We start from the raw sequence: 20932 nt of genomic DNA, 5'->3' as shown, positions 1-20932 counted from the left end.
GCAGCGGCACGCCCAGGTGCGGCGCGGCCAGCGTCAGCAGCCAGACGGTCACCGCCACCGGCACCAGCCGCAGGTCGACCCACGACCACCGCCCGGTTGCCCGGACCCGGTGGACCGGTTTCCGCAGCCGCCGTGGGGCCGCTGGTCGCGTGTGCACCGTCAGACCCGGACCCGCTCGGCCAGCTCGCCGTAGATCGCGGGCCCGATGCCGCTGACGTCGTCCAGCTGCTCGACGCTGGTGAACGGGCCCTGCGCGGTGCGGTGGTCCACGATCCGCTGGGCCAATACCGGGCCGATGCCCGGCAGCGCGTCCAGGTCGGCCACGGTGGCGGAGTTCAGGTCCAGCGGGCCCCCGGCCGCGGTGGGGCCGGCCGCGGCAGGAGCGGCCACGCCGGGGACGCCGATGGCGATCTGCTCCCCGTCGGTGAGCACGGCCGCGGCGTTCACCGACGCCGGGTCGGCCGCCGGCAGGAGCCCACCGGCGGCGGCGAGCGCATCGGCCACCCGGGCGCCGGCCGGGAGCGTCACCAGGCCCGGGGCGGCCACCTGCCCGACGACCGAGACCACCACCGTGCCGCTCGGCACCGGGGCTGCCGCGTCTGCCGTCGGCGCGACCGCAGCGGTCGTGTCGCCGTCCGGGACGGTCGACGAGGTGGATGTGGGCACCCGCTCCACCGCCGGCCGGTCGGCCCACGTCCAGCCGACCACCAGGACCGCGGCCAAGACCGCGACGACCCACAGCGACCACGCTCCTGGACCGCCCGGGTCGAGCCGGGCCGTCCGGCCGGGAGCGCGGTGCCGGCCCAGGCCGGCGGGCAGCACGGTGTCGTCCCGCGGCAGGTCGGCCACGTCGTACAGCTCGTCGGTGTCCTGCTCGTCCGCCCAGCGGCCGGCCCCGGTACGCGCGTCGTCCGCCTCCCCCGGCCACCGGGCGGGTCGGGCGGCGTCGTCGTCCCCGGGCACCCAGCCGGCCCGTGGCTGCTCCTCGGCCAGCAGCGCGCGCAGCCGGGCGCGGATGACGTCGGAGTCGTCGCTGCGACGGGCGGAGGAACGCACCCGGCGGACGTTAGGAGCCGGTCACCCGCAGGGGCACCGCCCGACGGGGACTGTGGACGACCGCTCCCACTGTGGACGACCGGCGGCACCGGCCCGGGCCGCTGGGCCACGGTGCCGGGATGCGCGACCCACGGAACTCAGGCCTGCTGACCCGGTTCGTCCCCCGACTCGGCGTCCGCGCGCTGCTCCGGTGCGGCTGGCCCCGGCAGCTGCGGCCCGGCGCCGGCCGGCCGGGGCGTCGGGTCGATCACCACGCCCACCGCACCGGGTCCGACGTGCGCGCCCACCGCCGCGCCCAGCTCGCTGACGTGCAGCTCGGTGAGCCGGGGCAGCCGGGCCGTGAGCTGGTCGGCCAGCCGCTGAGCCCGCTCGGGAGCAGCCAGGTGGTGCACGGCCGCAGCGACGGCTCCGTCCCCGGCGACGTCCACCGCGCGCTGCACCAGCCGGTTCACCGCCCGGGCGGAGGTGCGCACCTTCTCCAGGGCGACCACGCGGCCGTCGGTCACGTGCAGCACCGGCTTCATGGCGAGGGCGCTCCCCAGCAGCGCGGCGGCCGCGCCGATCCGGCCACCCCGCCGCAGGTGCTCCAAGGTGTCGACCACGAAGAAGGTCCGGGTGACCGCGGCCGTGTCCCGGGCCGCCCCCGCCACCTCAGCGGCGGGTGCTCCGTCGGCGGCCGCGCGCGCGGCGGCGAGCACCGCGAACCCGGTGCCCATCGCCGCGGACCGCGAGTCCAGCACGGTCACCAGGTGCTCCCCGACCTGGCCCGCGGCGAGCCGCGCGGCGTCCCACGTGCCCGACAGCTCGCCGGACAGGTGCACCGACACGATCCGCTCGGCACCGCCGTCGAGCAGCCGGCGGTAGACCGCCACGAAGTCACCGGGCGTCGGCCGGGAGGTGGAGACGTGCCCGCCCCGCACCGCGAGGGACCGGGCCACCTCGGCGGAGGTGACGTCGCTGCCCTCCCGCCCGGACCGCCCGGCCAGCACGACGTAGAGCGGGACGACCTCGATGCCCAGGGTGTCCACGACCTCTGGCGGCAGATAGGCCGTCGAGTCGGTGACCACGGCGACGGACATGGCGCGAGGTTAGTGGCGCGGTCGACGAGGGCCGCGGTCAGCCCGCGGCGTCGGCGTCGGTCAGGGTCGCCGGCGGGGCCTCGTCCGGGGTGGCGCCCGACGGCGGGGCATCGGGCACGTCCGTGCCGGACGGCCCCGGGAACGGGCCCCGGTCGCCGGTCGTCCACCGGCCGCCCTCGACCTGCGCGGGCACCGACACGTTGTGCCGCATCAGCCGCCACCCCGATGCCTGGAACGACAGCTCGCTCCAGTGGCAGTTGCCCAGCGGCCCGAACAGCCGGCGGTGCTCCGGGCCGATGCCCAGCAGTGCCTCCAGCAGGCGCCCGGCCGTGCCTCCGTGGGTCACCAGGACGGCGACGGACGCCGGGGGGAGGGCCGCGACCGCAGCGAGCGCCCGGGCGGCGACGTCGGCCTGCGCCTCGCCGCCGCGCCCCGGCACCGGCCGGCCGGCCATCCAGTCGGCGTACTGCTCGGGGTGCCGCTCGGCCACCTCGTCGCGGGTCAGGCCCTCCCAGCTGCCGAGCCCGTGCTCCCGCAGTCGCTCGTCCACCTGCAGCGGCACGCCGAGGAACGGCGCGAGAGCACCCGCGGTGTCCACGGCCCGCTGCAGATCACTGGAGACCAGCAGCACCTGCTCACCGCGCAGCAGACCGGCCAGCACCGGCGCGGTCCGCGCCGCCTGGGCCCGGCCCTCGTCGTCCAGGGGCGGGTCCAGCTGGCCCTGGAACCGGCCGCCGGCGTTCCACTCGGTCCGCCCGTGCCGCCACACGACCAGGCGGCGCACCGGCGGGTCGCCAGCGCCGTCGGTCACCGGTCGGACTCGCCCTGCTCCGGATCGCCGGACCGGTCCCCGGGCGTCGTGTCGGGAGCGCCGGCAGCACCGGTCGTCGCACCGTCCGCCGGGCGGGCCGCCGCATCGGTGAACGGGATGACCGGGCAGTCCTTCCAGAGCCGCTCGAGGGCGTAGTACGCCCGCTCCTCGGCGTGCTGTACGTGCACCACGACGTCGACGAAGTCCAAGAGCACCCAGCGGCCCTCGGCCACGCCCTCACGGCGCACCGGCTTCACGCCGTGCTCGCGCAGCTGCTCCTCCACGGCATCGACGATCGCCTGCACCTGGCGCTCGCTGGGGGCGGAGGTGAGGACGAAGGCGTCGGTGATCGCCAGTCGATCGCTGACGTCCACGATCGAGACGTCGGTGGCCAGTTTGTCGGCGGCGGCCTGCGCTGCGATCAGCGCGGTCTCGCGGGCCTCGGCCGAGGCGGTCATCGGGGCATCTCCTGCAGGTCGGGGGACGTGTCGTCCCCGGGGGCTGTGTCGTCGGGCTGGGTGGGGTCGTCGGGCAGGGTGGGCATGCCCGACTCGTGCGGGGATGGTGCGGAGAGCGGGGCGGTCGTCGTCCGGTCGGGCACGCCGTCGAGCCGGACCCCGGTACCGGGCAGCACCTCGTCGGGCCCGGCGGCGCCGGGGTGGTAGAGCCCGCGCTTCTCGATGTACTGCACCACGCCGTCGGGCACCAGGTACCAGACCGGCCGCCCGCGGCGGACCCGGTCACGGCAGTCGGTGGAGCTGATCGCGAGCGCCGGGACCTCCACCAGGCTGACCGCGCCCCGGGGCAGGTCGGCGTCGGCCAGCTGGTAGCCGGGGCGGGTGACGCCGACGAAGTGGGCCAGCTGGAAGAGCTTGTCGGTCTCCCGCCAGCCGACGATCTGGGCGAGGGCGTCGGCGCCGGTGATGAAGAACAGCTCGGCGTCGGGGTGCTCGCGGCGCAGGTCGGTCAGGGTGTCGATCGTGTACGTCGGGCCGCCACGGTCGACGTCGACCCGGCTCACCGAGAACCTCGGGTTGGAGGCAGTGGCGATCACCGTCATGAGGTAGCGGTCCTCCGCCGGGCTCACCCCGCGCTCGGACTTCTGCCACGGCTGACCGGTCGGCACGAACACGACCTCGTCGAGCCCGAACAGCCCGGCGACCTCGCTGGCGGCCACCAGGTGACCGTGGTGAACGGGGTCGAAGGTCCCGCCCATCACCCCGAGTCGACGTCCTGCCACCGACCGAGCCTAGCCCGGCACGGCCACCGGCGGTCCGCCGACCACCGGCCGCCGGTTGGGCCGCCCCCGCCGGCGGGGCGCCCGGGCCTCAGAGCGTGGTGACGAAGTCGGCCAGCTGGGCGGCCGTCCGCACCTCCACCATCGGGATGACCTGCCGGTACTGGTCGGCCGCGGAGTCACCACTCCCCCAGAGTCGACGGGGCTCCGGGTTGAGCCAGTGCGCCGTCCGCGAGCGGCGCACCAGGTCGGCCAGCGTGGGCAGCCCGGGGTGCCGGTAGTTGGTGCGCCCGTCCCCGAGCACCAGCAGCGACGTCTTCGGTCCGACGGCGGCCGGCCACCGCTCGGCGAAGACCTCCAGGGAGTTGCCGTAGTCGCTGTGCCCGTCGAAGCCGACCACGTCGGCCTCCCGGCCGATCCGGGCGATCGCGTCCACCACGTCGGCGCCGGGTGAGAAGAAGCGGGTCACCTCGTCGGTGGTGTCGACGAACGCGAACGCCCGGACGCCGCTGAAGTGCTCGCGCAGCGCCTGGGTGAGCATCAGGGTGAAGTGGCTGAACCCGGCGACCGACCCGCTGACGTCGCACAGCACGACCAGCTCGGGCTTGTGCACCGCGCGCGGCCGGTGGTGGGTCACCAGCGGCATGCCACCGGTCGCCAGCGAGGCCCGCACGGTGCGCCGGAAGTCCAGCCGCCCGGCCCGACCGAGCCGGCGGCGGGCCGACAGCTTGGCTGCCAGCCGCCGGGCCAGTGGCGCGACCGTGCGCCGCAGCTCGGCCAGGTCGGCCTGCTGCGCCCGCAGGAAGTCGACCTGGTCGGCCAGCGGCCGGACGGCGTTGCGGGCGACCTTGTCCCGCCCCTTCTCGGCCGCTGTCCGGCGGCGGACCTCGGCCTCCACGGCGGTCCGGAACGCCGCGATCCGCTCCTTGGCCGTCGACCGGGCGACCTGCTCGGCGAGACCGCCGCGCTCCGCCGACCCCAGCATCCCGGCGAGCAGCTGGGCGACCAGCGTGTCCGGGGAGAGCGCACGCAGCACGCGGTAGCTGAAGAACGACTGCCCCGACGCGGTGGGCGTGCCGGCGCCGAGCTGGTCCACCGCCAGCCGGGCGAACCGGCGCAGCGCCTCCTCGTCACCGGCCAGCAGCAGGCGCAGCAGCTCGGCCCGCATCGCCTCGGCCAGGGCCCCCGGGTCGCCCACCGGCAGCGGCCCGTCGGCGTCCCCGCCGTCCTCGCCGTCGGCGTCGTCCGGCTCGTCCGCGTCGTCCGGGGCGGCAACCGGGCGGTCGGTCAACGGCCACCACAGGTCGAACAGGACGTCGTAGGCCTCCCGCTGCGCCGCCCGCCGCAGCAGCACCGCGGCCAGTCCGTGCCGCAGCTGCTCCCGGTCGAGCAGGTCGACCACGGTGAGCACCTCGGCGGCGTCCACCGCCTGGCTGATCCCGACCGGGACGCCGGCCTCGCGCACCGCGCGGACGAAGCCGTCCAGGTGCCCGGCCAGCCCACCCGGCACGGCCTGGCCACCCGGCCCGGGAGCGGCCGGCACGCCCGGCTGCGGCGACGGCCCGGACATCAGTTCAGCCGGAGCTCGGCCGCGGCGCGGGTCTGGTCGCTGGCGTGCTTGAGCACCACGCCCAGCGTCGAGCGCACCGCCTGCTCGTCCAGGGTGTCCAGGCCGAGCGCCAGCAGGGTCTGCGCCCAGTCCAGCGTCTCCGAGATCGACGGCGACTTCTTCAGCTCCAGCGCCCGCAGCGCGCGCACCGTGCGCACCAGCTGGTCGGCCAGGCCCGGCGCCAGGTCGGGTACCCGGGACAGCACGATCTCCCGCTCCCGCTCGGCGCTGGGGTAGTCCAGCGCCAGGTACAGGCAGCGCCGCTTCAGCGCCTCGGACAGCTCGCGGGTGGCGTTGGAGGTGAGCACCACCATCGGCCGGCGGGTGGCGGTGATCGTGCCCAGCTCGGGGATGGTCACCTGGAAGTCGCTGAGCACCTCCAGCAGCAGGCCCTCCACCTCGACGTCGGCCTTGTCGGTCTCGTCGATCAGCAGCACCGTCGGCTCGGTGCGCCGGATCGCGGTCAGCAGCGGCCGGGCGAGCAGGAACTCCTCACCGAAGACGTCGTCGTGCACGGTGTCCCAGTCGGCGCCGCCGGTGCCCGCCGCGGAGATCCTCAGCAGCTGCTTCTTGTAGTTCCACTCGTACAGCGCGCGCGCCTCGTCCAGCCCCTCGTAGCACTGCAGCCGGATCAGCTCGGCGCCGGTCGCGGTCGCCATCGCCTTGGCCAGCTCGGTCTTCCCCACCCCGGCCGGGCCCTCGACCAGCAGCGGCTTGCCCAGCCGGTCGGCGAGGAACACCGTCGTCGCGATCTGGTGGTCGGGCAGGTACCCCGCGGCCGACAGCCGCGTTGTCACGTCCGCCACGTCGGCGAACTGGGCGGCGTGCGTGGGCGTGCGGGACATGCGGCTCCTCGTTGAGCGGGTGGACCGGGGTCAGCGGGTGTGGCCGCTGCCGGTGACGACGTAGGTGGTCGAGGTGAGCTCCGGCAGCCCGAGCGGGCCGCGGGCGTGCAGCTTCTGGGTGGAGATGCCGATCTCGGCACCGAACCCGAACTCCCCGCCGTCGGTGAACCGGGTCGAGGCGTTGACCAGCACCGCGGCAGCGTCGACGCCGGCGGTGAACTCGGCGATCGCCCGCGCGGAGTCGGCGACGATCGCCTCGCTGTGCCCGCTCCCCCACCGGCTGATGTGGTCCAGCGCGGCGGGCAGGTCGTCGACCACCCGCACCGCCATGTCCAGCGACAGGTACTCGGTGGCCCAGTCCTCGTCGGTGGCCGGGACGACGCCCTCGTGCGCCCGGGCCGCGGCCTCGTCGCCGTGGAGGGTCACCCCCGCCTCGGCCAGTGCGGCCAGCAGCCGGGGCAGGAACGCGACGTCCCGGTGCACCAGCAGGGTCTCCGCGGAGTTGCACACGCTGACCCGGGAGGTCTTGGCGTTGAGCACGATCGCCTCGGCCATCGCCGGGTCTGCGGAGGCGTCGACGTAGACGTGGCAGTTGCCGACGCCGGTCTCGATCACCGGCACCGTCGACTCGCGGACCACCCGGGAGATCAACGACGCGCCACCGCGCGGGATGACCACGTCGACCAGGCCGCGGGCGTTCAGCAGCTCCCCCACCGACGCCCGGTCGGCGGGCAGCAGCGCGATCGAGCCGGCCGGCAGCCCCGCCTTCTCGGCTGCCTCGGTGAGGACGGCGACCAGTGCGGTGTTGGTGCGGTGCGCGGAGGCCGACCCGCGCAGCAGCGCCGCGTTGCCGCTCTTGAGGCACAGGCCCGCGGCGTCCACGGTCACGTTCGGCCGCGCCTCGTACACAATCCCGACCACGCCGAGGGGCACCCGCACCTGCCGCAGCTGCAGCCCGTTGGCCAGCGTCGACCCACGGACGACGTCACCGACCGGGTCGGGCAGCGAGACCAGGTGACGCAGCGCGTCGGCCACCGCCGCCAGCCGGGTGGGGTCCAGCCGCAGCCGGTCCAGCACCGAGGCCGGCGTGCCGTCCGCCGCGGCGGCGTCCACGTCGGCGGCGTTGGCGGCGAGCACCTCGTCGGCGCGCTCCAGCAGCGCCTCGGCCATCGCGGTGAGCGCGGCGTCCTTGGTCTCGGTGGGCAGGGTGCGCAGCACGCGGGCGGCCGCACGGGCGCGGGTCGCGGCGGCCCCGATCAGCGGGAGGTCGGCGTCGGACACCCCGGCGACGATACGCGGCGGCACACCCGCGCAGCGGGGTCGCTCGACCGCTGCCGACCGGCGCTGAACACGGCACACCGACCGGGACTGGGATCAGGTGACGTACACCCGCGGGCGCCATGGCCCGCTTCGCCGGGCGGCGGCCATGTTGGCCAACATGGCCGGCCTCCTGGACCGGCTCTCGCCCCTGGAGTCGCCTGCCTCGGCGGCGGGAGCGCTACGGGCGCGAGATGGAGTGGCGGGCGAGCCGGTGCCGGAGGCCGTTGCGGACGGCGGGCCACTCGGCGTCGGTGATCGAGAAGACGACGGTGTCCCGCAGCGAGCCGTCGGGCTGCCGGCGGTGGTTGCGCAGCACGCCGTCCTGCTTGGCGCCCAGCCGGGCGATCGCCGTCCGGGACTGCTGGTTGTGCCAGTGCGTGCGGAACTCGACCGCGATGCAGCCGAGCTGGTCGAAGGCGTGACCGAGCAGCAGCAGCTTGCTCTCGGCGTTGACCCCGGTGCGCTGCGCGGACGCCGCCGTCCAGGTGTAGCCGATCTCCAGCCGCGGGGCCTCGCGGTCGGCGTTGCAGAAGGTGGTCACCCCCACCACCCCGCCGGTGTCGTTGCGCCGGACGGCGAACGGCAGCATCGTGCCGGCCTCCCGCTGGGCCAGCTTCGCCGCGACGTCGGCGGCCATGCCCTCGGGCGTGGGCACGGAGGTGTACCAGAGCTCCCACAGCCGGCCGTCTGCCGCCGCAGTGGCCAGCGCCGGCACGTGGCCGTGGGCGAGCGGCTGCAGGGTGACCAGCTCACCCGTCAGCGTGACCGGCGCGAGCCAGGCCGGGTCCGGTGCCATGTCGGGCAGCCCTCGATCAGCTGCGCAGCGCCCGGAGGACCCGCTTGCGGGCCTCGCCGGTCAGCCGGTCGACGAAGAGCTTGCCGTCCAGGTGGTCGACCTCGTGCTGCAGGCAGCGGGCGAGCAGGCCGCTGCCCTCGATCCGCAGCGGCTCGCCGTGCACGTCGAACCCCTCGGCCACGCAGTGCATCGCCCGCACCGTCGGCGCGTACAGACCGGGGATCGAGAGGCAGCCCTCGTCGTCGTCCTGGGTCTCCTCGGAGCGCTCGGTGATCACCGGGTTCACCATGTGCCCGATGACGCCGTCCACGTTGTAGGAGAAGACCCGCAGGCCGACGCCGATCTGGGTGGCCGCCACGCCGGCCCGGCCGGGGTGGTCGACGGTCTCCTCCAGGTCGCGGACGAGCGCGGCGAGGTCGGAGTCGAAGGCACGGATCGGGTCGGCCGGGGTGCGCAGCACCGGGTCGCCGATCTCGCGGATGGGACGAACGGTCACGCGCCCTCCTCGCTGGCGCTCGTCGGTCGCGTGCCCATGGGTGCCCTGGCCTCCGGTTCGCTCGCAAGCTCGCTCACGTGGGCAGTCTCTCAGCCCCGGGTGCGGCGGCCGACGAGCACCATCTCGTCGCGGTGCACCACCTCGCGCCGGTGCTCCGGGTCCAGGTCACCGGTCTTGCGGCCGAGCAGCTCGGGCAGCTCGCGGGCGTCGTAGCCGACCAGCCCACGGGCGACAACCACGCCGTCCGGGCCGACCAGCTCCACCGGGTCGTCGGCGAGGAACTCCCCGGTCACCCCGGTGACCCCGGCGGCCAGCAGCGAGGCGTGCCGCTCCCGCACCGCGCGCACCGCGCCGTCGTCCAGCAGCAGCCGGCCACGGGGGCGGCTGGCGTAACGCAGCCAGAACTGCCGGGCCGAAGGACGGCGGCCGGTCGGCGCGAACAGCGTGCCGACCCGCTCCCCCGCCAGCGCAGCCGCGGCCTGCGGGGTGGAGGTCACCACGACGGGCACCCCGGCGCCGGAGGCGATCAGCGCCGCCTCCACCTTCGTCGCCATCCCGCCGGTGCCCACCCCGTTGCGACTGGCCGAGCCCAGGGTGACCGCGGCCAGGTCGTCGGGGCCGTGCACCGTGTCCAGCAGCTGCGCCGGGCCGGTGCGCGGGTCGCCGTCGTACACGCCGTCCACGTCGGAGAGCAGCACCAGCGCGTCGGCGACCGCGACGTGGGCGACGAGGGCGGCCAGCCGGTCGTTGTCGCCGAACCGGATCTCCTCGGTGGCCACCGTGTCGTTCTCGTTCACGATCGGCAGCACCCCCAGGGAGAGCAGCCGCTCGATGGTCTGCTGGGCGTTGCGGTAGTGGCTGCGCCGGGTCAGGTCGTTGGCGGTGAGCAGCACCTGCCCGACCGTGACGCCGTGCGCGGCGAAGGCGTCGGCGTAGGTCTGCACGAGCCGCAGCTGGCCCACGCTGGCCGCGGCCTGCGCGGTGGCCAGGTCACGCGGACGACCGGTGAGCGCCAGCGGCGCCAGGCCGGCGGCGATGGCGCCGGAGGAGACGAGCACGACCTGACGGCCGGCGGCCCGCAGCGCCCCGAGCACGTCGACGAGCGCCCGCAGCCGGCCCTCGTCCAGCCCGCCGGGCAGGGTGGTCAGCGAGGAGGACCCGACCTTGACCACCACACGCTGCGCGGTGGCCACCTCCGCGCGGGTGCTCACCGGTCGGCGTCGTCGAGCAGGTCGGCGTCCACCCAGCCATCGCCCTCGGCGACCTCGTAGGGCAGCCGGCGGGCCTTCTTGGCCGCCAGCCGGTCGTCGGCGGACAGCCGGGTGTTGGTGTCCAGCCTGGCGTCGGTGCCGCGACCGCCCAGCCCGGCGGTCTCCTCGACGGTGAGCGTGCCGGCCGGCAGCGTCGGCTCCCAGTCGAAGGTGACGTCGCCGATGGTGACCGCGTCGCCGGGGACGGCGCCGGCCTTGGCCAGCTCCTCTTCGACGCCGAGCCGGTTGAGCCGGTCGGCCAGGTAGCCCACGGCCTCGTCGTTGGTGAAGTCGGTCTGCCGGATCCACCGCTCGGGGCGGGTGCCGCGCACCAACCAGCCGTCGGTGCGCGGGTCGGGCTCGACGCTGAACCCGCCGTCGTCGACCGCCCGCGGGGCGATCGTGATCGGCGCGGCCGGGATCTCCGGGAGGGAGGCCCGGTGCTCCTCGACGGCGGCGGCGAGTGCGTAGCCGAGCTCGGTCAGCCCCTCGCCGGTCGCCGCACTGATCGCGAAGACCTGCAGGCCGCGTGCCTCCAGCGTCCCGCGCACCAGGTCGACCAGCTCACGGCCGTCGGGCACGTCGATCTTGTTGAGCACGGCGATCCGCAGCCGGCCGACCAGGTCGAGCTCCTCACCGCCGTACTCGCGCAGCTCGTGCTCGAGGGCGTCGATGTCGGTCTCCGGGTCGCGCCCGGGCTCCATCGTGGCCATGTCGACGACGTGCACCAGGACGGCGCAGCGCTCGACGTGCCGGAGGAACTCCAGGCCCAGGCCCTTGCCGACCGAGGCGCCGGGGATGAGCCCGGGGACGTCGGCCATCGTGTAGACGGTGTCGCCGGAGCGGATGACGCCCAGCTGCGGGACCAGCGTGGTGAACGGGTAGTCGGCGATCTTCGGCCGGGCAGCGGACATCGCGGCGACGAGCGAGGACTTCCCGGCCGAGGGGTACCCGACCAGGCCGACGTCGGCGATGCTCTTGAGCTCCAGCACGGCGTCCACCGCCTCGCCCGGCTCGCCGAGCAGGGCGAAGCCGGGGGCCTTGCGCCGGGCGTTGGCCAGCGCGGCGTTGCCGAGCCCGCCCTTGCCGCCGTGCGCCAGGACCAGGCGGGCGCCCGCGCCGACCAGGTCGGCGACGACCTGGCCGCCGACGCTGACCACCGTGCCGGACGGGACGCCGAGGACGAGGTCCTCTCCGCGGCCGCCGTTGCGGTAGTTGCCCGCGGCCTGCTTGCCGTTGCCGGCCCGCTGGTGCGGACGGTGGTGGAAGTCCAGCAGGGTGTGCACGCTGGGGTCGACCTGGAGGACGACGTCCCCGCCGTCACCGCCGTTGCCCCCGTCGGGGCCACCGAGCGGCTTGAACTTCTCGCGGTGCACGGAGCTGACCCCGTTGGCACCCTTGCCTGCCGAGACGTGGACCGTCACGCGGTCGACGAAAGCGGCCATGATCGCCGCCTCTCTGCGTTACGGCCGAACTGTCCGGAAAGGGAAACGGGTGGCGGCGCCGGAGTCCGGCGCCGCCACCCCGTCAGAGCTGGTGGAACTGGGTCGTGCTCAGGCCGAGACGGTCTCGCGGGCCGGGACGGCCGAGATCGCGACCTCGCGGCGGCCACGGCGGAACCCGAAGGTCACCGCACCGGGGACCAGCGCGAACAGCGTGTCGTCCTTGCCGCGGCCGACACCCAGACCCGGGTGGAAGTGGGTGCCGCGCTGGCGGACGATGATCTCGCCGGCCTTGACGACCTGGCCACCGAAGCGCTTCACGCCCAGGCGCTGGGCGTTGGAGTCGCGACCGTTGCGGGACGACGAAGCGCCCTTCTTGTGTGCCATGTCGTCAGCCCTTCGTGATGTCGCGGACCACGACGCTGGTCAGGGGCTGACGGTGCCCCTGGCGCTTGTGGTAGCCCGTCTTGTTCTTGAACTTGTGGATGTGGATCTTCGGGCCCTTGCCGTGCTCGACGATCTCGCCGGTCACGGTCACCCCGGCGAGCGTCTGCGCATCGGCGGTGACGGTGTCGCCGTCGACCAGAAGGATGGCCGGGAGGGTGACGGTGTCACCGGCCACCCCGCTCAGGCGGTTGACGGTGAACGTGTCACCGACACCCACCTTGTGCTGCGCTCCACCGGCCTTGACGACTGCGTACACCACTGACTCCTCGATCGGTTCCATGTGTCCAGCACTGTGTCCTGCGCGCACGACCGCCACGAGGGCCGAGGTGCTGGACGAGTTGCTCGCGCCGGCCAGGCGGCACCGGAGTGCACTGCCCGTGGTGCAGCAACCCGTCCAGCGTACCCGAGTCCTCGTGCGCGGGTCGAACGTGGTCTGTCTGCCGGCCCCCGTCCTGTGGGGGCCGGCGTGACCCCGGGGGGTCGGTCAGGAGGCGGGCGGCCCGGCGGGCCGCGACGCCGCCCGGCGCCGGCGCGGTCGGGCCACCGGCGGTGCGTCCTCGGCCACCGGCTCGGCGACCGGCTGCGGCGCCACGGCGACGGCCGACGGCGGCGCCTCCGGCGCTGCCTGCGCGGTGGCACCGGCAGGCGCCTCCTCGTCGGCGATCGCGGTCGCCAGCACCGTGTCCGGGGTCGCGGCCTCCCCGTTCGGGACCGCCTCGCCCGTGCCCGCCGGCACGTCGGTCACCGTCCTCCCGGCCGGCGGCGCCTCGTCCGCGGCCGGCCGGTCACCGGACGGCTCGGCGGCCGCCGCGGCCCGGGACTCGGCGGACTGCCCGCGCCCACGGCGCCCACGACCGCGACTGCGGCCACGACCGGTGGGCTCGCCGGACTCGTCCGCCTGCTCCCGGGCCGGCTCGACCGCGTCGTCCGCGGCGCCCACCGCGCTCCCCTGCAGGGCCATCGCGTCGGCGACGTCCCAGCCGGCCGCGGGGTCCACCCGGCGCGAGGACTCCCCCGGACCGACCGGCTCGCCGGCCGGCACGGCGTCCCCACCGGCGGAGACCGCATCGCCGGCACCGGACGTCGCGTCCGGCCCGGTCACGCCGGCGACGGCCACGTCGTCCTGGGCCGCGCCGGTCCGGGCGGCGTCCGAGCGTCCGCCACGGCGACGTCCGCTGCGCGAGCCGCGCTCCTGCGGCACCTCGTCGGCGGCCACCGCGTCCTCTGCAGCGGCGTCCGGGCCGGCTCCGTCCTGGGCACCCGCGCCCAGGACCTCGGTCGCCGACTCCGTGCCCCTGGCGCCCTTGGCCGGGCCGGTGTCCTCGGCGCCCTTGCCCGCCGGGCCCGAGTCCTTGGCGGAGCCATTGCCCGAGTCCTTGGCGGAGTTATTGCCCGAGTCCTTGCCGGACTCCTGGCCGCCTCGGTTCCGGCCGCCGCCGTTCCCGCCGCCGTTGCCGTTCCCGCCGCCGTTGCCGCCCGAGCGCTTCTTGTCGTCCACCGGATCGATCTGCACCAGCACCCCGCGGCCGCGGCAGTGCTCACAGGGCTCGGAGAACACCTCGAGCAGGCCCTGGCCGACCCGCTTGCGGGTCATCTGGACCAGGCCCAGCGAGGTGACCTCGGCGACCTGGTGCTTGGTGCGGTCCCGGCCCAGGCACTCGGTGAGCCGCCGCAGCACGAGGTCGCGGTTGCTCTCCAGGACCATGTCGATGAAGTCGATGACGATGATCCCGCCGATGTCGCGCAGCCGGAGCTGGCGGACGATCTCCTCGGCGGCCTCGATGTTGTTCCGGGTCACGGTCTGCTCGAGGTTGCCGCCCGAGCCGACGAACTTGCCGGTGTTGACGTCGACGACGGTCATCGCCTCGGTGCGGTCGATGACCAGCGAGCCGCCCGAGGGCAGCCACACCTTGCGGTCGAGGGCCTTCATCAGCTGCTCGTCGATCCGCAGGTCGCGGAAGACGTCACCGGTGCCGGTGTAGCGCTGCAGCCGCTCGGACAGCTCCGGCGAGACGTGCGCGACGTAGGCCTCGACGGTGTCCCAGGCGTCGTCGCCCTGCACGACCAGCCGCTTGAAGTCCTCGTTGAAGACGTCGCGAATGACCCGGATGGCCAGGTCCGGCTCGCCGTAGAGGAGCGTCGGGGCGTTGGACGTCGAGGCGGCCTTGGTCTGGATGACCTCCCACTGCGCCTGCAGCCGGGCCACGTCGCGGGTGAGCTCCTCCTCGGAGGCGCCCTCCGCGGCGGTCCGGATGATCACACCGGCGTCCTCGGGGACGATCTTCTTGAGGATGTCCTTGAGCCGGGTGCGCTCCTTGTCCGGCAGCTTCCGGCTGATGCCGGTCATCGAGCCACCGGGCACGTAGACCAGGAACCGGCCGGGCAGGTTGACCTGCTGGGTCAGCCGGGCGCCCTTGTGGCCGATCGGGTCCTTGGTCACCTGCACCAGGACCTTGTCACCGGACTTCAGCGCGGTCTCGATGGAACGGGACTTGCCGGACAGCCCGGCGGCGTCCCAGTTGACCTCACCGGCGTACAGGACGGCGTTGCGCCCCTTGCCGATGTCGATGAACGCCGCCTCCATGCTGGGCAGCACGTTCTGCACCCGGCCGAGGTAGACGTTGCCGGCGAAGGACGTCGCCTGCGCCTGGGTGACGTAGTGCTCGACCAGGACGTCGTCCTCCAGGACGGCGATCTGGGTGCGCTCGCCCTGCTGCCGGATCACCATCGCGCGGTCGACGGCCTCGCGGCGGGCGAGGAACTCCGACTCGGACAGGATCGGCGCGCGCTTGCGGCCGCCGTCCCGGCCCTCGCGGCGGCGCTGACGCTTGGCCTCCAGCCGGGTGGAGCCGGCCACGCCGCGGACGTCGTCGTCGCTGGAGGTGCGGCCGTTGCGGCCCGCCCGCTCCGGCCGGTCGTCGGCGTCCTCGGTGCTCTCGTCGCTGCCGGTCTCGCCGCTGCTGCCCCGGCGACGGCGACGGCGGCGACGGCGGGTGCTGGAGCCCGAGCCGCCCTCGGTGGCGTCGTCGTCCTCGTCGGACCCACCCTCGGCGTCGCCGGACTCGTCCGGCTCGTCGGCGGTACCGGCGTCGGACCCGGCCGGGCCGTCGGTGTCGTCCTCGGTGTCGGTGGCGTCGTCACCGGTGCGGCCGCGGCCGCGGCCGCGGCGACCGCGGCGCCGGCGGCGGCTGCCGGAGGAGCCGCCCTCGTCGCCGTCGCGCTCGTCGGCGTCCTCGAGGTCCCGCTCGTCGGTGTCGGTGTCGGTGTCGGTGTCCTCGACCTCGGTCGGCTCGGGAGCCGGCGTGTCCTCGGCGGTGGCCCGGCGACGGCTGCGGGACCGGCGCGCTGGGGCCTGCTCCACGTCCCGGTCGTCCCGGTCCCGGTCGTCCCGGTTCCGGTCGTCGCCGCCCTGGTCGACGGCCGGCGTGCCGGTCTCGGCGGGCTCGGCGGGCGACTCGGCGGCTGCCCGGCGGCTGCGCCGGCGGGGCGGCGCGGCCTCGGCCTCGGGCGCCACGAAGGACACGAAGGCGGGGGCGGTCGGTGCGACCGGCGCGGGCGGCGCGACGGAGTCCGGATCGGCGGCCAGGGCCGGCCGGGTGGCCCGGCGCCGGGGGCGGGCGGTGACGGTGGTGGGCTCCGGCGAGCTGAACTGGGCCCCGAAGCGGGGCAGCTCGGGCTCCGGGTCGGGCTCGGGAGCGGACGCGGCCACCTCGGCCGCGGGACCGGCGGGGGGCTCCTCGTCGGCCTCCTCGGAGGTGGCCTCCGGGTCCAGCGCCTCGGGGGCCGTCTCCGCCTCCTCGACGGAGGGCGTCCCGGACAGCGCGGCGGGGTCTCCCGCGCTCACGTCCTCGGTCGCGGTGGTCTCACTGGTGTCACTGTCGATGCGGTCGGCCACGAAGGGCTCGCCTCCTGTGCGTTCCCGGGCGCCGATCGTCTCCGACTGGCGGCCGCGCAGGAACGGGGTTGGGCGGGTCGGGCGGCCGCTGCGCGGCAGTTGTGCCCGGCCCGCGAAGTCTGGGTGCGCGCCCCGGCCGGTGCGGCTGGGGCCCGGTGGTGCTGCGTGCTGTACGCGGATGGTGCGGTGGAGCTGGGGACTGCGGTGGAGCGAAGACAGGGCGGTGCAGGTGCGCCACGGCTGGCAGACGTGTCGCAGGCGACGAGCGCCCGGCATCCGGCTCCGCTGGATCAGACCTGCGCCGGCTCCCCCTGGCAGCGGGAGCTGGCATCGCGGTCAGGCCCGAGCGGATCGGCGACGTCACCGCTGTCGTCGAGCCGGCCCTGCGCCTCACGCACGGCCCTGGCGGGCAACGGCGGGCGCAGGTCGGCGACGGCAGCCAGAGCGGCCATCACGTCGTCCGGTCGCACTGTCGGCGTGAGCTGACGTACGACCACGTGCAGTATGGCACAACCTGCCTCCACGGCCACGGCTGCGCTGACCACGGCGGCCCGTGCGTCGACGTCCTTCGTGCCGTTCTTGGTGCGCTTGGTGACCGGCACGGTCTCGGCCGCCAGCAGGGCCTGCACGGCCCGGGCCAGCTCGTCGGCGTCGACCCCCGGCAGGTCGATCCGCCAGCGGGTGGCGTCCAGCCGGTCGGCCAGCGAGCCGGCCCCCTCCCCCGCCTCGACGCACTCCAGGACGTCGATGCCCGGCGGCAGCGAGGCGTCCAGGGCCACCCGCACCTGCTCCGGGTCCCGCCGCTCCGAGAGGCCGATCTCGAAGTACTCCGCCTCGGAGGCCGCGCCGGTCGGCGCCGCCCCCATGTAGGAGATCTTCGGGTGTGGGCTGAACCCGGCGGAGAACGCCATCGGGACCTGGGCGCGGCGCAGCGCCCGCTCCAGCGCCCGGGCGAGGTCGCGGTGCGAGGCGAACCGCAGCGGGCCGCGCTTGGTGTAGCGCAGCCGGAGCTTCTGGACGGTGGGCGGCGGTGGGGGCCCGTCGGGCTGGCGGGCCACTCAGCGCACCACGGTGAGCGGCAGGAGGCTGCGACCGGTGGGGCCGATCTGGATCTCGGTGCCCATCGTCGGGCAGACCCCGCAGTCGTAGCAGCCGGTCCAGCGGCAGTCGCCGACCTCGTCCTCCGAGATGGCGTCCTGCCAGTCGTCCCAGAGCCACTCCTTGTCCAGCCCGGAGTCCAGGTGGTCCCAGGGCAGGATCTCGTGCTCGGTGCGCTCCCGGGTGGTGTACCAGTCCAGGTCGACACCGAAGGGGGCGAGCTCCTCGGCCGCGGCCGTCGTCCAGCGCTGGTAGGAGAAGTGCTCGCTCCAGCCGTCGAAGTGCCCGCCGTCGCGCCACACCCGCTCGATGACCCGGCCCACCCGGCGGTCACCGCGGGAGAGCAGACCCTCGATCACGCCGGGCTTGCCGTCGTGGTAGCGCAGCCCGATCGAGCGGCCGATCCGGCGGTCGGCGTTGATCGCCTCGCGCAGCACCTTGAGCCGGTGGTCGATCGTCTCCGCGCTGGCCTGGGCGGCCCACTGGAACGGGGTGTGCGGCTTGGGCACGAAGCCCCCGATGGAGACGGTGCAGCGGATGTCCTTGCTGCCGCTGGCCTCCCGGCCGGCGCGGATGACCTCGACCGCCAGCTCGGCGATCTCGAGCACGTCCTCGTCGGTCTCGGTGGGCAGACCGCACATGAAGTAGAGCTTCACCTGGCGCCAGCCGTTGGCGTAGGCGGTGGTGACCGTGCGGACCAGGTCCTCCTTGGACACGGTCTTGTTGATCACCCGGCGGATCCGCTCGCTGCCGCCCTCGGGGGCGAAGGTCAGCCCGGAGCGGCGGCCGTTGCGGGAGAGCTCGTTGGCGAGGGTCACGTTGAAGGCGTCGACCCGGGTGCTCGGCAGCGAGAGCCCGGTGTTGGTGCCCTCGTACCGGTCGGCGAGCTCCTTGGCCAGCTGCCCGATCTCGGAGTGGTCGGCACTGCTCAGCGAGAGCAGGCCCACCTCCTCGTAGCCGGTGGCCTTGAGGCCGGCGTCGACCATCGAGCCGATCCCGGTGATGGTCCGCTCGCGCACCGGGCGGGTGATCATGCCGGCCTGGCAGAACCGGCAGCCCCGGGTGCAGCCGCGGAAGATCTCCACGCTCATCCGCTCGTGCACGCTCTCGGCCAGCGGGACCAGCGGCTGCTTGGGGTAGGGCCACTCGTCGAGGTCCATCACGGTGCGCTTGCCCACCCGCGGCGGGACGTCGTCCCGGGTGCGGAGGACCTCGGCGATCGTGCCGTCGGCGCCGTAGGTGACCGCGTAGAAGCGGGGGACGTAGACGCCCTCGACCCGGGCGAGGCGGGCCAGCAGCTCCACGCGCCCGCCGGGACGGCCCTGCTCCTTCCAGGCGGCGACGACGTCGGTGATGTCGCCGACGACCTGCTCGCCGTCGCCGAGCACCGCGCAGTCGACGAAGTCGCTGACCGGCTCGGGGTTGAAGGCGGCGTGCCCGCCGGCGACGACGACGGGGTGGCTCTCGTCGCGGTCGACCGCGTGCAGCGGGACCCCGGCAAGGTCGAGGGCCTCGAGCAGGTTCGTGTAGCCCAGCTCGGTGGCGAAGCTGACGCCGAGCAGGTCGAAGTCGCGCACCGGGCGGTGGGCGTCGACGGTGAACTGGCCGACGCCGTGCTCGCGCATCAGCCCGGCGAGGTCGGGCCAGACGGCGTAGGTGCGCTCGGCCAGGGCGTCCGGGCGCTCGTTGAGCACCTCGTACAGGATCATGAGGCCCTGGTTGGGCAGGCCGACCTCGTAGGCGTCGGGGTACATCAGCGCCCAGTGGACGGCGACGTCGTCCCACGGCTTGATCTGGGCGTTGAGCTCGCCACCGACGTACTGGATCGGCTTCGCCACCTGGGCGAGCAGCGGCTCGAGACGGGGGTACAGGGACTCGACAGTCATGACCCGCCCAGGGTAGCCGCCCGGGCCACGTCCCCCGGGCGGCCATGTTCGCGAACATGGCCGCCCGGGGGTGTCGGGCGTGACCGCCGGGGCGTCAGCCCAGCTGGGGGAAGAAGAGCGCGATCTCGCGCGCGGCGGACTCGGGCGAGTCCGAGCCGTGCACGATGTTGGACTGCACCTCGAGGGCGAAGTCGCCGCGGATCGTGCCGGGAGCGGCCTTCACCGGGTCCGTGGCGCCGGCCAGCGCGCGGAAGGCCTCGATGGCCCGCGGGCCCTCGACGACCAGCGCGAGCAGCGGGGCGCTGGTGATGAACTCGACCAGCGAGCCGAAGAACGGGCGCTCGCGGTGCTCGGCGTAGTGCTCTTCGGCGACCTCGGTGGTCAGGGTGCGCAGCTCGGCGGCGACCAGGCGCAGGCCCTTGGCCTCCAGGCGGGCGACGACCTGACCGACGAGGCCTCGGGCGACGCCGTCGGGCTTGACCAGGACCAGCGAACGCTCAGCAGTGGGTGCAGACACGGCCGGGAGCGTACGGGACCGTCGACGTCAACCTCGGTTGACAGACCCGATGCGTCAACTTACGTTGACGACATGGCCTCTCCCACCGACGTCACCACCGCCGCCGCGGCCGACGACCCGGACACCGGGCTGCGCGCCATCCGCGCCCTGCGCGACCTCGCCGACCGGCTGGAGGTGCTGCAGGTCGGCAACGCCCGGGCGCGCGGCTGGTCGTGGCAGCAGATCGCCGACGCCCTCGGCGTCAGCAGACAGGCCGTCCACAAGAAGCACGCCACCTCGCGAAGGGACCGCTGACGTGTTCGAACGCTTCACCCGAGAGGCCCGTCAGGTGGTCGTCATGGCCCAGGTGCAGGCTCGCTGGCAGTACGCCGAGCGGATCGAGCCGGTGCACCTCCTGCTGGCCCTGACCGCCGACCCCGGTCGAGGGGGCCAGGTGCTGCGGGCGAACGGCGTCGACCTCGGATCCGTCGAGTCGGCCCTGGCCCGCTCGAACGGTGCGCTGGACGCCGACGCACTGGCCGCCGTCGGCATCGACCTGGACCAGGTGCGCGCAGCCGCGGAGTCCGCCTTCGGCGCGGGCGCCCTGGAGCGCGGCGGCCGGGAGCCGGCCGGACACATCCCGTTCGCCGACGGCAGCAAGCGCGCCCTGGAGGAGGCGCTGCGGCACGTGCTCCGGTCGAGGCTGCGCCGGCGCGCCCGGGTCATCGACACCGGTGCGGTGCTCGCCGGGCTGCTGACGGTCGGCGACCCGGTGGTCGTGCGCGTCCTCCAGCAGCTGGGCACCGACGCCGACCGGCTGCGCGGTCAGCTCGGGGACGCGTCGGCCGCCTGAGGGCCGCACACGAGGCGGTCGGCGCCTCAGCGGGTCAGGTCGAGGCGGGCCATGTGCCGCCAGAGCTCCTGGTCCTTCTCGCTGAGCCCGTTCCAGCAGTCGTAGCTGGCCCGGGCGTGCAGCTCACGGGCGTGCCGGTCCACGGCGTCCTCGCCCACCCGGTGCCGGACCCGCGCGGCGTAGGAGACGATCGTCGTGCTGATCGGCCCGGCCAGCGGGATCGCCGGGTCGGCCGGCTGCCCGGGACGCTTCTCCGGCTTGCGGTCGTGGTGTCCGGCGCAGCAGCGGCTGTGGTCACCCATCGCCGTCCTCCTGT

At 74.9% G+C, this 20932-nt stretch carries 21 protein-coding genes; 2 read left to right on the top strand and 19 right to left on the bottom strand.

Annotation, left to right across the window (positions count from 1 at the left end; genetic code table 11):
• Nucleotides 1-159 precede the first annotated feature (159 nt).
• The 18 genes from HLA93_RS05355 to ndk form a co-directional block, all read right to left on the bottom strand.
• Nucleotides 160-1056, bottom strand: a complete 897-nt coding sequence (locus tag HLA93_RS05355) for a ComEA family DNA-binding protein (RefSeq protein ID WP_222193248.1) — start codon at nt 1054-1056, stop codon at nt 160-162.
• A gap of 137 nt (nt 1057-1193) precedes the next feature.
• Nucleotides 1194-2135: a DegV family protein gene (locus HLA93_RS05350; RefSeq protein WP_222193247.1), complete on the bottom strand. Its 942-nt coding sequence runs from the start codon at nt 2133-2135 to the stop codon at nt 1194-1196.
• A 37-nt stretch (nt 2136-2172) separates the two neighbouring features.
• Complete coding sequence (locus HLA93_RS05345; protein ID WP_222193246.1) at nt 2173-2946, bottom strand: histidine phosphatase family protein; 774 nt, start codon at nt 2944-2946, stop codon at nt 2173-2175.
• Entirely contained in the window at nt 2943-3404 is a 462-nt protein-coding gene (gene rsfS, locus HLA93_RS05340; RefSeq protein ID WP_246625826.1) for a ribosome silencing factor, read from the bottom strand. Before rsfS ends, HLA93_RS05345 begins: the two co-directional genes overlap by 4 nt.
• The gene (gene nadD / locus HLA93_RS05335; protein WP_308127958.1) at nt 3401-4186 is read right to left on the bottom strand and encodes a nicotinate-nucleotide adenylyltransferase; all 786 of its coding nucleotides are present in this window, start codon (nt 4184-4186) and stop codon (nt 3401-3403) included. Before nadD ends, rsfS begins: the two co-directional genes overlap by 4 nt.
• An 88-nt stretch (nt 4187-4274) precedes the next feature.
• Nucleotides 4275-5753, bottom strand: coding sequence for a vWA domain-containing protein (locus HLA93_RS05330; RefSeq protein ID WP_246625825.1), 1479 nt, complete (start codon nt 5751-5753; stop codon nt 4275-4277).
• A complete protein-coding gene (locus HLA93_RS05325; RefSeq protein WP_222193245.1) occupies nt 5753-6637 on the bottom strand; it encodes an AAA family ATPase in 885 nt (294 codons plus the stop codon). The genes HLA93_RS05330 and HLA93_RS05325 overlap by 1 nt, the downstream gene beginning before the upstream one ends.
• Nucleotides 6638-6667: 30 nt before the next feature.
• Complete coding sequence (locus tag HLA93_RS05320; RefSeq protein ID WP_222193244.1) at nt 6668-7918, bottom strand: glutamate-5-semialdehyde dehydrogenase; 1251 nt, start codon at nt 7916-7918, stop codon at nt 6668-6670.
• A gap of 217 nt (nt 7919-8135) precedes the next feature.
• Nucleotides 8136-8753 (bottom strand): GNAT family N-acetyltransferase, encoded by a 618-nt coding sequence (locus HLA93_RS05315; RefSeq protein WP_222193243.1) that lies wholly within the window; start codon nt 8751-8753, stop codon nt 8136-8138.
• Between the two features lie 16 nt (nt 8754-8769).
• Complete coding sequence (gene def, locus HLA93_RS05310; RefSeq protein ID WP_222193242.1) at nt 8770-9249, bottom strand: peptide deformylase; 480 nt, start codon at nt 9247-9249, stop codon at nt 8770-8772.
• Nucleotides 9250-9338: 89 nt separating this feature from the next.
• Nucleotides 9339-10460 carry a glutamate 5-kinase gene (proB, locus tag HLA93_RS05305; protein ID WP_222193241.1) on the bottom strand — a complete coding sequence of 374 codons (1122 nt, stop codon included), beginning with the start codon at nt 10458-10460 and terminating at the stop codon, nt 9339-9341.
• Entirely contained in the window at nt 10457-11944 is a 1488-nt protein-coding gene (gene obgE / locus HLA93_RS05300; RefSeq protein WP_222193240.1) for a GTPase ObgE, read from the bottom strand. Before obgE ends, proB begins: the two co-directional genes overlap by 4 nt.
• A 108-nt stretch (nt 11945-12052) precedes the next feature.
• Complete coding sequence (rpmA, locus tag HLA93_RS05295) at nt 12053-12328, bottom strand: 50S ribosomal protein L27 (protein ID WP_110554204.1); 276 nt, start codon at nt 12326-12328, stop codon at nt 12053-12055.
• 4 nt (nt 12329-12332) lie between these two features.
• Complete coding sequence (gene rplU, locus HLA93_RS05290; RefSeq protein ID WP_246625824.1) at nt 12333-12668, bottom strand: 50S ribosomal protein L21; 336 nt, start codon at nt 12666-12668, stop codon at nt 12333-12335.
• A gap of 204 nt (nt 12669-12872) precedes the next feature.
• A complete protein-coding gene (locus tag HLA93_RS21420; protein ID WP_308127957.1) occupies nt 12873-16283 on the bottom strand; it encodes a ribonuclease E/G in 3411 nt (1136 codons plus the stop codon).
• Between the two features lie 290 nt (nt 16284-16573).
• Entirely contained in the window at nt 16574-17341 is a 768-nt protein-coding gene (locus HLA93_RS05280; RefSeq protein WP_222193238.1) for a TIGR03936 family radical SAM-associated protein, read from the bottom strand.
• Entirely contained in the window at nt 17342-19267 is a 1926-nt protein-coding gene (locus tag HLA93_RS05275; RefSeq protein ID WP_222193237.1) for a TIGR03960 family B12-binding radical SAM protein, read from the bottom strand.
• A 94-nt stretch (nt 19268-19361) separates the two neighbouring features.
• The gene (ndk, locus tag HLA93_RS05270; protein ID WP_222193236.1) at nt 19362-19784 is read right to left on the bottom strand and encodes a nucleoside-diphosphate kinase; all 423 of its coding nucleotides are present in this window, start codon (nt 19782-19784) and stop codon (nt 19362-19364) included.
• 72 nt (nt 19785-19856) lie between these two features.
• Here ndk and HLA93_RS05265 point away from each other — a divergent pair, with 72 nt between their 5' ends.
• Nucleotides 19857-20078, top strand: a complete 222-nt coding sequence (locus HLA93_RS05265; protein ID WP_222193235.1) for a helix-turn-helix domain-containing protein — start codon at nt 19857-19859, stop codon at nt 20076-20078.
• A 1-nt stretch (nt 20079) separates the two neighbouring features.
• The gene (locus HLA93_RS05260; RefSeq protein ID WP_222193234.1) at nt 20080-20616 is read left to right on the top strand and encodes a Clp protease N-terminal domain-containing protein; all 537 of its coding nucleotides are present in this window, start codon (nt 20080-20082) and stop codon (nt 20614-20616) included.
• A gap of 26 nt (nt 20617-20642) precedes the next feature.
• Here the strand turns inward: HLA93_RS05260 and HLA93_RS05255 are convergent, their stop codons facing one another.
• On the bottom strand, nt 20643-20918 hold the full coding sequence (locus HLA93_RS05255) for a hypothetical protein (protein WP_222193233.1): 276 nt from the start codon (nt 20916-20918) through the stop codon (nt 20643-20645).
• Nucleotides 20919-20932: the final 14 nt, after the last annotated feature.

This window comes from Modestobacter italicus (assembly GCF_019799965.1).
GTDB classification, from domain to species: domain Bacteria; phylum Actinomycetota; class Actinomycetes; order Mycobacteriales; family Geodermatophilaceae; genus Modestobacter; species Modestobacter italicus_A.
The sequence above is the reverse complement of the archived record's forward strand: the minus strand, read 5'-3'. Positions and strand labels throughout refer to the sequence as shown.